This window comes from Kitasatospora sp. NPDC088783, from assembly GCF_044750705.1.
Lineage (GTDB): Bacteria > Actinomycetota > Actinomycetes > Streptomycetales > Streptomycetaceae > Kitasatospora > Kitasatospora fiedleri.
Map to the genome: position 1 here is coordinate 140,277 of NZ_JBIVKJ010000001.1, position 13,432 is coordinate 153,708.

General features: G+C 77.3%; 9 protein-coding genes. 7 read left to right on the top strand and 2 right to left on the bottom strand.

Annotated features, from left to right (window positions below; all coding sequences use genetic code 11):
• Positions 1-34 precede the first annotated feature (34 nt).
• Positions 35-2,209, top strand: coding sequence for a DEAD/DEAH box helicase (locus ACIP60_RS00640; RefSeq protein ID WP_400678675.1), 2,175 nt, complete (start codon positions 35-37; stop codon positions 2,207-2,209).
• 7 nt (positions 2,210-2,216) lie between these two features.
• Here the strand turns inward: ACIP60_RS00640 and ACIP60_RS00645 are convergent, their stop codons facing one another.
• Both ACIP60_RS00645 and ACIP60_RS00650 read right to left on the bottom strand, forming a co-directional pair.
• Positions 2,217-3,215: a zinc-binding dehydrogenase gene (locus ACIP60_RS00645; RefSeq protein ID WP_400678676.1), complete on the bottom strand. Its 999-nt coding sequence runs from the start codon at positions 3,213-3,215 to the stop codon at positions 2,217-2,219.
• A gap of 207 nt (positions 3,216-3,422) precedes the next feature.
• On the bottom strand, positions 3,423-4,328 hold the full coding sequence (locus tag ACIP60_RS00650) for an MBL fold metallo-hydrolase (protein WP_400678677.1): 906 nt from the start codon (positions 4,326-4,328) through the stop codon (positions 3,423-3,425).
• A gap of 304 nt (positions 4,329-4,632) precedes the next feature.
• On the opposite strand from ACIP60_RS00650, the gene ACIP60_RS00655 reads away from it, so the two are divergent.
• From ACIP60_RS00655 to ACIP60_RS00680, 6 genes are all read left to right on the top strand, one after another.
• Positions 4,633-5,547: a LysR family transcriptional regulator gene (locus tag ACIP60_RS00655; protein WP_400678678.1), complete on the top strand. Its 915-nt coding sequence runs from the start codon at positions 4,633-4,635 to the stop codon at positions 5,545-5,547.
• Between the two features lie 273 nt (positions 5,548-5,820).
• Positions 5,821-6,390, top strand: coding sequence for a GNAT family N-acetyltransferase (locus ACIP60_RS00660; protein ID WP_400678679.1), 570 nt, complete (start codon positions 5,821-5,823; stop codon positions 6,388-6,390).
• Between the two features lie 45 nt (positions 6,391-6,435).
• Positions 6,436-8,574: a WD40 repeat domain-containing protein gene (locus ACIP60_RS00665; protein ID WP_400678680.1), complete on the top strand. Its 2,139-nt coding sequence runs from the start codon at positions 6,436-6,438 to the stop codon at positions 8,572-8,574.
• Positions 8,575-8,925: 351 nt separating this feature from the next.
• Positions 8,926-9,627 carry a hypothetical protein gene (locus ACIP60_RS00670; RefSeq protein WP_400678681.1) on the top strand — a complete coding sequence of 234 codons (702 nt, stop codon included), beginning with the start codon at positions 8,926-8,928 and terminating at the stop codon, positions 9,625-9,627.
• A 202-nt stretch (positions 9,628-9,829) separates the two neighbouring features.
• A complete protein-coding gene (locus ACIP60_RS00675) occupies positions 9,830-12,343 on the top strand; it encodes a hypothetical protein (protein WP_400678682.1) in 2,514 nt (837 codons plus the stop codon).
• Positions 12,344-12,390: 47 nt separating this feature from the next.
• A complete protein-coding gene (locus tag ACIP60_RS00680) occupies positions 12,391-13,428 on the top strand; it encodes a hypothetical protein (protein ID WP_400678683.1) in 1,038 nt (345 codons plus the stop codon).
• Positions 13,429-13,432 lie beyond the last annotated feature (4 nt).

Sequence of the window (13,432 nt, forward strand, 5' to 3'; positions counted from 1 at the left end):
GGCCGGGCGAGTGGTGAGCGCGGAGGAGCGGCAGGTGGCGGGACGGAGCGGGCGGTGGGCCAGGGAGGTCCTCGCGGTGGCCGGGCGGCAGCGGGCGGCGGCGCGGGCGCTGGTCGCGGACCACGCGGCGGCGGTCGCCGAGGTGGCACTGGCCCACGGGCTGATCTTCGAGCGGCTGGTGCGGGCCGAGCTGGCGGCGATCCCGGTCGAGCGGCTCAAGGACGTCACCGAGGGGCGGTTGCAGACCGGCACCCTGCGCGCCGCCGGCTACACCACCGTCGCGGCGGTCCACGACGCGACCCGGCAGGACCTGCTGCGCGTCCCCGGCATCGGCGGCCCCACCGCCGCCCACCTGCTGGGCGCCGCCGGGCAGATCGCCGCCGCCGTGCAGGAGGGCACCGCCGTCCGCCTCGACCCGGCGCACCCCGACGCGGCGGCCACCGCGCTGATCACCGCCCTGCACCGGCTGGTGCTGGCCGGGCCCGCCGCCCGGCGGGCCGCCGCCGAGGCCGCCGACCTGGACGACCGCTACCGGGCCCCGCTCGCCGAGGCGAAGTACGCCCGGGGGCGGCTGCGCGGGCTGCTGGTCGGCGCGCAGAAGCGCGAACTGGCCTGGCAGGCGGTCGAGTCGCTGGCGCGGGAGGGGGAGCGGGCCGAGGCGGACGGAGTGGCGCTGCGGTTCGCCCAGGCGTCCGCGGACCTGCTGCGCCCGCCCGCGGGGGAGGTCGAGGTCTGGGTCGAGTTCGAGCACCGGGCCGCCGAGTTCTACGCCGAGCTGGCGCTGCTCGCCGAGGAGGGCCGACTGGCCGGTCCGACCGCCACCGACGGCCGGGCCGCCGCCGAGGGCCACCTGCCCGACGGCCTGGCCGAGCAGGTCCGCGCCCAGCCCTTCGACGACCGGGGCTGCACCGTCTCGCTCCGCGGCTACCAGGCGTTCGGCGCCCGGTTCGCGCTGGCCCGCCGGAAGGTGGTGATCGGCGACGAGATGGGCCTGGGCAAGACCGTGCAGGCGCTGGCGGTGCTCGCCCACCTGGCCGCCGACGGGGCGCCGCGCCGCTTCCTGGTGGTCTGCCCGGCCTCGGTGCTGGTCAACTGGCAGCGGGAGACCGCCGAGCGGACGGTGCTCACCCCGCACCGCTACCACGGCCCCGGCCGGGAGGCCGCCCGGGAGCGCTGGCTGGCGGGCGGCGGCGTGCTGGTGGCCACCTACGAGTCGCTGCGCGCCCTGGCCGCCGACCCGGTGGACGCGCTGGTCGTCGACGAGGCGCACTTCGTGAAGAACCCGGCCGCCCGCCGCACCCGGCTGGTCGCCGAGTGGGCCGCCCGCACCGAGCACGTGCTGTTCCTGACCGGCACCCCGATGGAGAACCGGGTCGAGGAGTTCCGCACCCTGATCGGCCACCTCCAGCCCGACCTGCTCGCCGACCTCCCGGCCGGTCTCGGCGCGCTCGGCCCGCTGGCCTTCCGGCGCGCCGTCGCCCCCGCCTACCTGCGCCGCAACCAGCAGGACGTGCTCACCGAACTGCCGGACGTGGTGCGGGTCGACGAGTGGGACGAGCTCTCCGGTCCGGACCGGGCCGCGTACGCCGCCGCCGTCGCCGAGGGCAACTTCATGGCGATGCGCCGGGCCGCGTACGCCGCGCCCGCGCACTCGGCGAAACTGCGACGGCTGCGCGAACTCGTCGCCGAGGCCGCCGAGTCGGGGCACAAGGTGGTGGTCTTCTCGTACTTCCGGGAGGTGCTCGCCGCCGTCCACGGGGCGCTCGGCGCGGCCGTCGCCGGCACCGTCGCCGGATCGCTGCCCGCCGAGGCGCGGCAGGGGCTGGTCGACGCGTTCACCGCCGCGGACGGGCACGCCGTGCTGCTCTGCCAGATCCAGGCCGGCGGGCTCGGCCTCAACCTCCAGGCCGCCAACGTGGTGATCCTGTGCGAGCCGCAGCTCACACCCACCCTGGAGGACCAGGCGGTGGCCCGCGCCCAGCGGATGGGCCAGATCCGCCGGGTCCGGGTGCACCGGCTGCTCGCCACCGACAGCCTGGACCGGCGGCTGGTCGAACTGCTCAAGGGCAAGGCCGAGTTGTTCGATCGCTACGCCCGCCGCAGCGACCTCGCCGAGGCCGCCCCCGAGGCCGTCGACATCTCCGACCGGGCGCTCGCGGTGCGGATCGTCGAGGACGAGCAGCTGCGGCTGGCCGGACCGGCGAACTGACGGACCGTCAGATCCGCACCAGCATCTTGCCGGTGTTCGCGCCCGCCAGCACGCCGAGGAACGCCTCGACGGTGCGGTCGAATCCGTCCAGCACCGTCTCCGCGGCGAGCACCCGGCCGGAGCGCAGCTGCGGGCCCAGCAGGGCGTACAACTCCTCCTGGGCGTCCAGGTGGTGGCGGACCAGGAAGCCCTCCAGCCGGATGCTGCGGGCCACCAGGTCGAACAGGTTGTGCGGGGCGGCGGGCGCGGCGGCGGCCCCGTACTGGGCGATCGCCCCGCACCAGGCGATCCGGCCGAACTCGCGCAGCGCGCCGATCGCCGCCGCCAGGTGCTCGCCGCCGACGTTGTCCAGGTACACGTCGATGCCGTCCGGGGCGGCCCCGGCCAGCAGCTCGGCCACCGGCCCGGCGTGGTGGTCGAAGGCCGCGTCGAAGCCCAACTCCCCGGTCAGGAAAGCGGTCTTGGCCGGGCTCCCGGCCGAGCCGACCACCCGCCGGGCCCCCAGCAGCCGGGCCAGCTGCCCGGCCGCCGTGCCCACCCCGCCGGCCGCCGCCGAGACGAACAGGTCCTCGCCCGGCTTCAACCGCGCGATCCGGGTCAGCCCCACGTACGCGGACAGGCCGGTGCCGCCCAGCACGCCCAGGTGCGCGCTCAGCGCCACGCCCGGCAGCTCGGGCAGCACCCGCGCCTGCTCGGGCGCCAGCACCGCGTGGGTGCGCCAGCCCTGCCGGTGCAGCACCGGCGTGCCCACCGGCAGCGCCGCCGAACGGGACTCCACCACCCGCCCCACCGCCCGCCCCTCCAGCGGGGCGTGCAGCGGGTAGCCGCCCTCGCCGCCGCCCATCAGGCCGAGCATGTACGGGTCGACGGACAGGTAGGCGTTCTCCACCAGCACCTGTCCCGCGGCGGGCGCGGGCAGCGTGCCGTCGACGAAGGCGAACAGGTCGGCGGTCGGCCGGCCGCTCGGGCGGGCGATCTGGTGGACGGCGCGGAAGGGCACGGACATGGCGGAACGCTCCGGAGGGGAGGGGGAGTTGACGTGCCAGGACGCTACGGCGCGGGTGACTCCCCCGGGCAGGGGGCGGCGTCGATGGCCGCCCCCGATCCATGAGCGCTGTTCATGTCTGGGAGCTAGGGAGCTAGGGGGCTAGGGGGTTCGGAAGCTCGGGTGCTCGGGCCCGGGGCGCCGGGCCGTGGTCGGCTCGGGCGGTGGTCAGCCCGTCCCGTGGCAGAGGACGAAGTCGGCGAACGGGAACCGGCCGTGCCGCCCGGCCACCTCGGTCAGCGCCTTCCTGATGTCCAGGAGCCGCTCGACCGGCAGCTGGAGCGGGAGTTCGGACGGCTGGTGGACGGTGCGGATCGGGTAGTCCACCCCCGGCTCGTCGGTCATCTCGACGTGGCAGCCCAGCAGGTGGCTGACCGGGCGGGTCCGGGCGAAGTCGATCAGCCGATCCAGCGTCGCGGTGTAGGCGTCCCAGTCCTGGATGTAGAGCCGCCCCGGGTAGACCGTGTCGCCGGTGAGCAGGAACCCCGTGTACGGGTCGTAGTAGGTGATCGCGGCCGGGTGGTGCCCGGGGCTGGCCAGGCACTCCAGCACCCGCCCGCCCAGGTCGAGCGGCACCGGCCGGTCCGGGTCCGGCCCGAGCCCCAGGTACCGGGTGACGCTCTCCAGCCCGGCGTCGACCAGCACGGTGTCCGGCCGGTCGGCGAACTGCGGGTCGCCCGCGACGTGGTCGCCGTGCCCGTGGGTGTGCAGCACCACCAGCTCGTACGGCTCCCGCCCCGGTCCGGCCGTCCGGCCGTGCCGCGCGCACCACGCCGCGACCAGCTCGTCCACCACCCGGCGCAGCGGGAAGTACGCGGGTTCGGCGGTGGCGCCGGTGTCGAGGAGCACCGCCCGGTCGCTCCCGAAGAGCAGGAACAGGAACGGCGCCTCGTAGTTGACCGCCATGTTCTGGCGCAGGATCACGGTGTGGGCGTCGTAGTGGTGGACCTGGATCTCGGGATCGGTGTCGTGCTTCGCCGAGACCGAGCCGTGGATCCACCGGACGTCGAGCGAGCGCCCTTCGACCGGGGTGGCGAAATCGACCGGCCGGCGGCCGGGGGCTTCGGCTGTCATGGCTCTCCTTCGGGCGGGTGAGGGGGAAGCCGGGCGGCTGACCGGCTGACCGGCGGGGACCGATCGGACCCGAACGTACACCAGCCGGAGACGGCCCGTCGGGTCCCAGCCGCCGTACCGACGGGCCGAGTTGGCCCCTGCTCGCCGGTCCGGTCCGGCCGAGCCCGGACGTCCGCCATCCACCGTCCGGCGTCCGCCATCCACCGTCCACCGTCCGGCGTCCGGCGTCCGGCGTCCGGCGTCCGGCGTCCGGCCCGCGCCGGGCCGCCAGGTCGCCGCCCGACCGGGCAACTAGGCTGCGCGGGTGGCAGACGATCTCCTCCCGCAGGAACTGCGGATCCTGGTCGCGGTCGCCGACAGCGGCGGCTTCACGGCCGCCGCCGAACGGCTCGGGCTGACCCAGTCCGCGGTGTCGCACGCCGTCCGGGGCTGCGAGCGCAAACTCGGCGCGGTGCTGTTCGAGCGCGGGCGGCGCGGCGCGCGGCCCACCCCGGCCGGGGAGCGGGCGGCCGGGCACGCCCGGCGGGTGCTGCGGCTGCTGGCCGCGCTCCCCGGCGAGGTCCGGCAGGCCGCCGCCGGGGACGGGGCCGGGCCGAGCGGGCCGCTGCGGATCGCCGCGTTCCGCAGCGCCGCCGTCCAGGTGCTGCCGCCGGTGCTGGCGGTGCTCGCGGCCCGCTGCCCCGCGCTGGTGCCCGAGGTGCGGATCGTGCGCGACCTCGGCCGCGGCACCGCGGGCGAGGTCGCCGACGGCCGGGCCGACCTCGCCCTGGCCACCCTCGACGCGCGCGGCACCACCGCCACCCTGCCCGGACTGCTCGCCGCGCCGCTCTACCGCGAGGAGTACGCGCTCGTCCACCGCCGGGGCCACCCCGACCCGCGCGGCCTGCCGCTGGTCGACTGGGACGAGAACTGCGGCTCGTACACGGCCGACTGGTGGCGGCGCCAGGACTGGCTGCCGACCGCCACCATCAACGTCTCCGACGACACCGTGGTGCTCTCGCTCGCCGCCCAGGGGCTCGGCATGGCCGTCATGCCCCGGCTCAGCCTGGACCGGCCGCCCGCCGGGCTGGCCGTCACCGACCTCGGCCCGGACCGGCCCGCGCGCCGGGTGGGCTACGTCACCACCCCCGAACTCGCCCGCACCGCCGCCGTCCGCGCCCTGGTCCGGGCGCTGCGCGAGGCGCCGCTGCCCGCCGGGGCGAGCGCGCTGGAGGGGTGAAGCCGGAGGGGCGACGGGTCCCGCCGCCCGTGCGGGGGCGCCCGGCCCGGGAGAGCAGGAGTGGGCCGGGTGGGCGGCGGGACGTGGAGTGACGAACCCCGCCACCGAGTCTCCGCGGCTCCGCTCACGTTCCGCTAACGTCCCGCTGACGTGCGGAAACACCCGGCGGCTGTGGTTGACTTGACGGCGGGTCGAACGGCGGGGGAGGGTACGCCGGGCGGCCCCGGCGGGCGGTCCGCAGAGGTGGTCGGGGACGGCGGGACGGGGGGAGCGATGCTGGCGCTCGCCGAAGTGCGGGACGAACCGATGGCGGCCGACGGGCTGGTGCTGCGCAGACCGCGCCCCACCGACGCCGCCCTGGTGCACCGCGGCACCCACGACCCGCTGGTGCGGGAGTTCCTGCAGGCCGTCGTCCCGCACCGGGACACCGCCGCCGCCGAGCAGTGGCTGACCGACATCCCGCCGATGCTCTGGGAGACCGGCCGGGCCGCCTACTTCGCCGTCGAGTCGGCGGAGACCGGCGAGGCCCTCGGCTGGGCCGAACTGGTCAACCTCGACCCGGAGCTGGAGCGCGCCGAGGTCGCCGTCTGGCTGCTGCCCGAACACCGCCGACTGCGCACCGCCAAGGCCGCGCTCCGGCTGGTGTGCCGCTTCGGCTTCGAGCGGATCGGCCTGCGCCGGATCGACGCCTTCGCCGCCGCCGACAACATGCCCAGCCAGCTCACCGGCGCCGCCATCGGCTTCCGCCGGGCCGGCTACCGCCCCGCGCTGTTCCGCAGCTCCCGCACCCACCGGCTGCACGACGCGGTGCACGCGACACTCGTACCGGAAGACCTCTGCTGACCCACGGGGCTCCCAAACTCCCCGCACCGAACCAGGAGTGACGACATGTCAGGAAGCGTACGGCTGGAAGACGGCAGCCTCGGCGAACTGGTGATCACCGCCGACGGCGCCTTCCGGGCCACCCGCGCCGACCGCGAGCGCACCGGCCGGATCGACCCCGCGCTGATCCGCCGGGTGCTCGCCGGAGCCGGCCAGGCCCCCGCCCCCGCCCCGGACGGCACCCCGGCCGCCGCCCGGCGGCTCACCATCCAGGGCCAGCCCGGCCAGCCCGACCGGCAGTGGACCGACGGCACCGACGCGGCCCTCCCGGCCGCCGCCGCCACCCTCGTCGCGCTGCTCGACCAGGCCCTCGGCGAGCCCGCCGCCCCGGCCGCGCTGCCCCCCGTGCTGGCCCGCACCGAGCCCGCCGTCGGCACCGCCCGCAGCGCCGCCGCCGTCGGCACCGTGGCCGGCCGCGCCGCGTACGCCCTGGTCGAGGAGGACGGCGCGTTCGGCCTCACCGCGCTGGACGACGCCGCCCCGCTCGGTGGCTCCGACGCCGACGCCGGGCTGGCCCCCACCGCCGTCGCGCTCGGCGAGGCCGGCGGGCGCTCGCTGTTCGCGGTCGGCAGCACCGACGGCTCGGTCCAGGTCTGGGACGCCGCCACCGGCCGGGTCGCGCACGGCACCACCGGCGGCGAGGGCGCGCAGGCCGTCGCCGCGCTGGTCTGCCGCGACATCCCGGTGGCCTTCTCGGCCGGGCAGTCCGGCGACCTGCGGGCCGTCCGGGCCGACGACGGCCGGGTGCTGGGCACCCTGCCCACCGGCGGGCAGGGCGCGACCGCGCTGCGCGCCGCGCACTGCGCCGGGGTCGACCTGCTGGCCGCGGCCTCCCCCGACGGCACCGTCCGGGTCTGGGACGCGGGCACCGGCGAGCTGATGCACCTGCTGGTCGGCCACCGCGGCGAGGTCGCGGCGCTGGCCGTGCTCACCGTCGGCAACCAGGCCGTGCTGGCCTCCGCCGGACAGGACCGCCGGATCCGGCTGTGGGACCTGGCCACCGGCCAGTCGGTGGCCGAACTCGACGGCCACACCGGCACCGTGACCGGCCTCGCCTTCACCACCCTCGACGACCGCCCGGTGCTGGCCTCCTGCGCGCTGGACGGCACCGTCCGCACCTGGGACGTGTACGACGGCCGCCCGCTGCACGGCTGGCCGGCCGGCGAGTGGCTCACCGGCCTGGCCGCCGTCGAGGACCTGCTCTACACCGGCGACGAGACCGGCCGGATCACCGTCTGGGAGGCCGCCACCGGCCGCCCCGCCGCCGCGGCCGCGGTGCCCGCCGGACGCCCCGGCAGCCCGCTGGCCGCGCTGGCCGCCGGAACCCTGCACGGCCGTCCGGTGCTGGCCGCCGGGTTCGGCGACGGCTCGATCGCGGTCTGGGACGCCCCCACCGGCGGCCAACTCCTCGACCTGCCGGGCGAGGGCGGGCCGGTGCACACCCTCGACCTCACCGCCGACCTGCTGCTGTGCGGCACCGTCGCGGGCGCCGTCCGCAGCCACCGGCTGGCCGACGGCGGCGCGCTGCCGCTGCCCGTCCCGCACGCCGGGCCGGTCGCCGGGATCGCCTTCACCCCCGGCGAGCAGCCGCTGCTGGCCTCCGCCGGGCGGGACGGCGCGCTCTCGGTCCGGGACGCCGCCACCGGCGCCGACAGCCGCCGCTTCGCCACCGGGCGCGGCCCGTTCACCGCGCTGGCCGCCACGGTGGCCGGCGGGCAGCCGATCCTGGCCACCGCCGGGGAGGACCTGACGGTGCGGCTGTGGCACGCGGGCAGCGGCGCGGCCGGGCCGGTCTGCGCCGGACTGCCGCGCCCCGCCGAGGCGGTGGCGTTCGCCGAGATCGGCGGCCGTCCGGTGGTGATCGCGGGCGCGGGCGACGGCACGGTGCTGGTCTGGGACGTCCAGGACGGCAGCCGGACCGCCGAACTGACCGGCGGCGGCGCGGCGGTGCGGGCGGTGGTGGGCCGGGAGTTCGACGGCGAGGCGCTGCTCGCGGCGGGGGACGCCGCCGGGACGCTGCGGCTGTGGCACCTCTCCAGCGCGACGCTGCTCAACGAGGCGGCCCTGGACGGCACTCCACTGGCCATCGAGCTGGACGAGGCGGGCCTGCGGATCGTCACCCCGAGCGGGGCCGTCACCCTCTAGCGCCCGATCTCCCCAGGATCTCCACGAAACACCCGGAGTGCGCACTTCCGCTCTTTACTTCCCTTACGGTTTCACGCCGTGAATTTACCTGATGCATGCTTTCCAGCCCCTTGCGGAGACGGAAAGCTCTGCGAAGCTCGTGTCGGGATGACGTGACGTCATCCCGGCACGCTGGCTTGGCTGTGCGCGCTCATGCAGCAGGTTAGGGTTGCCTGGGATCAAAGGGCCGGTGCGGGCATGGCACGGGCACGTCCGGAGCCGTACCCGGCTCCGGTGTTCTTGCATGCCCGACCGGGCCACCGGTGCGGACGCGTACCGACCGGGGGCGGGCGGAGTTCGGGAAGGTGTGCGGTGGCGGACGAGAAGACGGTGTGGATCGACCTCGACGAGGTCGAGGCGGCAGCCAAGAAGATCATGGGGCTGCTGGACGAACTGAACGGACCGGCCAACAAGTTGGAGGCCGCGGTCAAGCAGGTGCAGGAGTCCGTCTACGGAACCGACCTGCTCGGCAAAGCGCTGCTGGGGGGCAGTTCCTCGGTGGGCGGCCTCGCCCAGCACCAGGAACAGGTCCTCGCGGGCATCCGCACCCTGATGCAGAACGCCACCGCGGTGGGCGAGAACCTGCAGAGCATGGTCGCCCGGCACCGCGCCAACGACGACGAACAGGCCGCCGTGATCGGCCGGATCACCGACACCGGCGCCATGCCGACCGACCCGCAGCTGCCCGGCGCGCTCTCCTCGACCGTCGGCACCACACCGGTCGGCACCGTTCCGGCCTCGTTGCCCGACGGCCCCCGGCTGCCGCTGCTCGAACCGGACGGCGTCCAGGCGGTACCCGCCTCGCTGCCCGACGCGCCCCTGCGGCCGCTGCTCGAACCGGACGGCGTGCAGCACCCGACGCCGCCCCCGCCGCCGACCCCGATCACCCCGATCGGCGACACCAACCCCGGCGTCGGCTACCACGACCCGGACGCGCCCGAGCTCGACTACAACCACCCCAACCCGCTGATGCGGCCGGGCTACGCCGGCGGCGCCGGACCGAGAGTCATCTGACGGACCGCCGGGCGGCGGCACCGGGCCACCGCCCGGCACCGCCCGTCCGCACCGTCCGCGCCGTCCCGCCGCCGCGGGGCGGCGCGCACCGCGCACCAACCACCGCGCACCGTCCGCCGCTGCCGCCGACCGCGCCGCACCGGCCCCGGGCCACCGGCCACCCGCTCCGCACCCGACCTCCCCTCTCCGGAGACCTGCCGCCATGATCGAGCTGCCCGCCGACCTCGCCGAAGTCCTCAAGACCGTCCAGAGCAACGAGAACGGCGCGGACATCGCCTTCCCCGACGGGGACGAGGACCTGCTCGCCACCCTCGCCGACGCCTGGAAAGCCTGGAACGAGGTGGCCGACACCCACGTCCGGGCGATCACCGAGGCCGCCCAGCGGGCCATGTCCAGCATGTCCGGCCCCGCGGCCGACAGCTTCGCGCAGTACCTGCAGAAGTTCGCCGCCGGGGACGGCTCGCACGTCGCCACCACCCTCCAGTCCGGCCTGGCGATGGCCGACTCGCTCCAGGGCGCCGCGCAGGCGGTGAGCGGCACCAAGTCCGAGATGGTGCGCGAACTCCAGTACGCCAAGGAGTACATGGAGGCCCACCCGGCCGGCAAGCACGACGACATCGCGCAGTCCGAGGGCGTCAAGCAGGCCGCCGCCGTCTACCACCAGTACATCGGGCAGGTCGGCAACAACGTCGACGGCATGCTCCGGCAGAGCGCCGGCCACATCACCGACATGACCGGCATGGGCCAGACCTGCGCCCTCAACGGGACGTCCGCGGGCGGCGGTTCGGGCCCGGGCGGGACCGGCGGGACGGGCGCCGACGGCACCATGACCGCGATGAGCGGACGGGCCGGCACCCTGCCCGGCGACCCGTACGCCCCGAGCACGACCGGCCTCGACGGGCTCGGCGGCACCGGCGCCCCGGGCGCGCCGGGCGGTGCGGACGGCTTCGGCGGCACGGGCGCGCTGGGCGGCGTCGGCAACCCGGGCGGCCTGGGCGGCGCGGCCGGCGCGGGCGGCGCGGGCGGCTTCGACGGGCTCGGCGGCACCGGCGGGGGCGCGGGCGGCGGGGTCGGCGGCGCGGGCTCGTACAGCGGCATGGCCGGAGTCGGCGGTGCGGGCGGCTTCGGCGGCGGCAGCGGCGGCGGGGCCGGCGGCGGCTCGGGCTCCGGACTGGCGCCCTTCACCCCGCTCACCCCCAACCTGCCCAGCTTCGGCGGCGGTTCGAGCTCCGGCGGCGGCGGCTCCGCCCCGGTGTTCACCCCGCTCTCCACCGGCGGCGCCGGCTCCCTCGGCCTGGCCGGACTCGGCGACCTCGGCGGCGGCGCGGGCGGCGGCACCGGCGGCAGCGGCTACAGCCCGCTCGGCGGCTACAGCCCCAGCAACCCCGGCAGCCTCGGCATCGGCGGCACCAACACCGGCGGCGGCACCGGCAGCAGCTTCAACCTCGGCGGCGCCCTCGGCGGCACCCTGGGCTCGCTCGGCGGCGCGGGCGGCGTCGGCGGCTCGACCACCGGCCGCGGCCTCACCCCGTTCGGCGGGACGGGCAGCAGCCCGTTCGGCCTCGGCGGCGCCAGCGGTGCGGGCGGCGCGGGCGGTGCGTCCGGGCGCGGCGTCGGCGGCGCGGGCGGCACGGCCAGCCGCGGTCTCGGCGGGGCCGGCGGCACGGCCGGACGCGTCGGCGGCGCGGGCGGCTCCGCGCTGCGCCCCGGCGCCGGCGGGGCCGGCAGCCTCGGCGGATCGACCCTGCGCGGCTCGGGCGGCGGCATCGGCGCGGGCACCAGCGCGCTGGCCGGACGCGGCGGCGCCGGTGCCGGCAGCCTCGGCGCGGCCGGCGGAGCCTCCGCGAAGGGCGCGGCCGGAGCCGGTTCCGCGGTCGGCCGGGCCGGCGCGGGCGTCCTGGGCGCGGGCGGCACCAGCGGCACCGGTGGCCGCACCGGAGCCACCGGCGCGGCCGGCGCCGGCGGCCACATGCCCGGCACCGGCGGCGGCGGGCGCGGCGGCGGCAAGGACCACAAGGGCGGCAACCGCTTCGTCAGCCCCACCCGGTTCGGCGAGGAGGGCGAGGAGGACGAGGAGCTGTTCGGCGACGCCGGCATCCTCGGCCAGGCCGCCGACGTCGACCCGCGCGACCGCCACTGGCACCGGGCCCGCCGCCGCTGGCTGGACGACGCCCGCGCCGAGGGCACCTTCGCCGCCCCCGAGCCCGAGCCGACCACCACCGCCCCGGCCGGGCCCACCAGCGAGAGCGAGATGATCAACCAGCTGGCCGGCGTCCTGCTCGGCGGCGGCGCGGGCACCCCCGACGGCACCGGGACCGACGGCGCGTCGGACTCCGACCGGGCCGCGGGCGGGTCGGACGCCTCGACGGACACCCCGGTCGGCACCGTCGGCACCACCGGCACCACCGGCACCACCGCTCCGGCGGAGAGCTCCGGCGGCACGGACGACGCCTACCTGGAGCGTTCGCGCAGCGCCGCCGCCCGCCGCGGCCACCCCGACGCGCCCGAGGCCACCGTGGCGTCCGCCGCGAGCGCGGGCGCGGGGGGCGGGTCCGGGTCGGGCTCGCGCTCGGGCTCCGGTTCGGGCTCCGCCTCCGCGGAGGGGGCGGCGGCCACCGGGCAGCGGGCCCCGCTCCGCGAGGAGGGCGGCTACCAGGTGCCCAGTCCGTTCCTGCGCGCCGCCCTCTCCCGGCTGGCCGCACCCGCCGCGGACTGACCCGCGCCCGCCGCCCGCCGCGCCCGCCCTGACGAAGGAACCCTCCCATGAGCAACGACGAGTCGGCCTGGTACACCGCCGACGCGCTGACCGAGCCCACCCGGACCGCCCGCCTGCTGCCCGAGGAAGCGATCGAGCCCACCCGGTTGCGGGTCGGCACGGTCATCCCCGACAGCGCCCCGCTGGAGCCCCTGCAGCCGTTCCAGCGGGCGGAGAGCGTGCCGTTGCAGCCGGTGGAGCGGGGCGTTCCGATGCAGGAGGGGACGGCGCGGCTCCAGCCGATGGAGCAGGGCGTCCCGATGCAGGAGGGGACGGCGCGGCTCCAGCCGATGGAGCAGGGCGTCCCGGCGCGGGAGGCGACCGAAGCGCTGCGCCCGATGGAGCGGGGCGTTCCGATGCAGGAGGGGACGGCGCGGCTCCAGCCGATGGAGCAGGGCGTCCCGGCGCGGGAGGCGACCGAGCCGCTGCGCCCCATGGAGCGGGGCGTCCCGGCCGGGCAGGCCGAGCCGCTCCAGCCGTTCGAACGGGCGGCGGAGCAGGGCGAGCCCGCGCAGCCCCTCCAGCGGGCCAGCGCCGTCGCCCGTGACGCGGCGGCCCCGGCGTCCTCCGAGCAGGGCGCCGCCAAGCGGAGCGCGTCCTCCGCGAGCGGCGGAGGATCGGGGGGTGCCGGGTCGGGCTTCCAGGTCGACCCGGCGCAGTACCGGGCGGCCGTCTCGCCGATGCTCGCGGCCTCCGAGCAGGTGGCCAACGTCTACCGCTCGCTGAGCGCCTTCCTGCCCTCGATGGAGGCCCAGAACCCCTGGGGCAACGACGAGTCGGGCAAGAAGTTCGCCGAGGGGGAGAAGGGCTACCTGAAGTACAGCCACGACACCATGGACGTCGTCAAGGGCCTGCCCGACGCGCTCAAGGGCATCGCCGACGGGCTGAAGGCGATGGCCGAGAGCTACCAGAACGCGGACGAGAACGTCATCTCCGAACTCGACGGCATCGACAGCACCGTGCAGATGCCCACCGCGCCCTCGCTCCCGTCCGCCCCCGTCCAGCCGATCATCAGCACGCGGCCCATCCAGAGCGGAAGGCACTGAACCC

Coding starts and splice junctions, on each gene's coding strand:
- ACIP60_RS00680 (WP_400678683.1), top strand. CDS start 12,391: ATGAGCAACGACGAGTCGGCCTGGTACACCGCCGACGCGCTGACCGAG.
- ACIP60_RS00665 (WP_400678680.1), top strand. CDS start 6,436: ATGTCAGGAAGCGTACGGCTGGAAGACGGCAGCCTCGGCGAACTGGTG.
- ACIP60_RS00675 (WP_400678682.1), top strand. CDS start 9,830: ATGATCGAGCTGCCCGCCGACCTCGCCGAAGTCCTCAAGACCGTCCAG.
- ACIP60_RS00645 (WP_400678676.1), bottom strand. CDS start 3,215: ATGTCCGTGCCCTTCCGCGCCGTCCACCAGATCGCCCGCCCGAGCGGC.
- ACIP60_RS00650 (WP_400678677.1), bottom strand. CDS start 4,328: ATGACAGCCGAAGCCCCCGGCCGCCGGCCGGTCGATTTCGCCACCCCG.
- ACIP60_RS00660 (WP_400678679.1), top strand. CDS start 5,821: ATGCTGGCGCTCGCCGAAGTGCGGGACGAACCGATGGCGGCCGACGGG.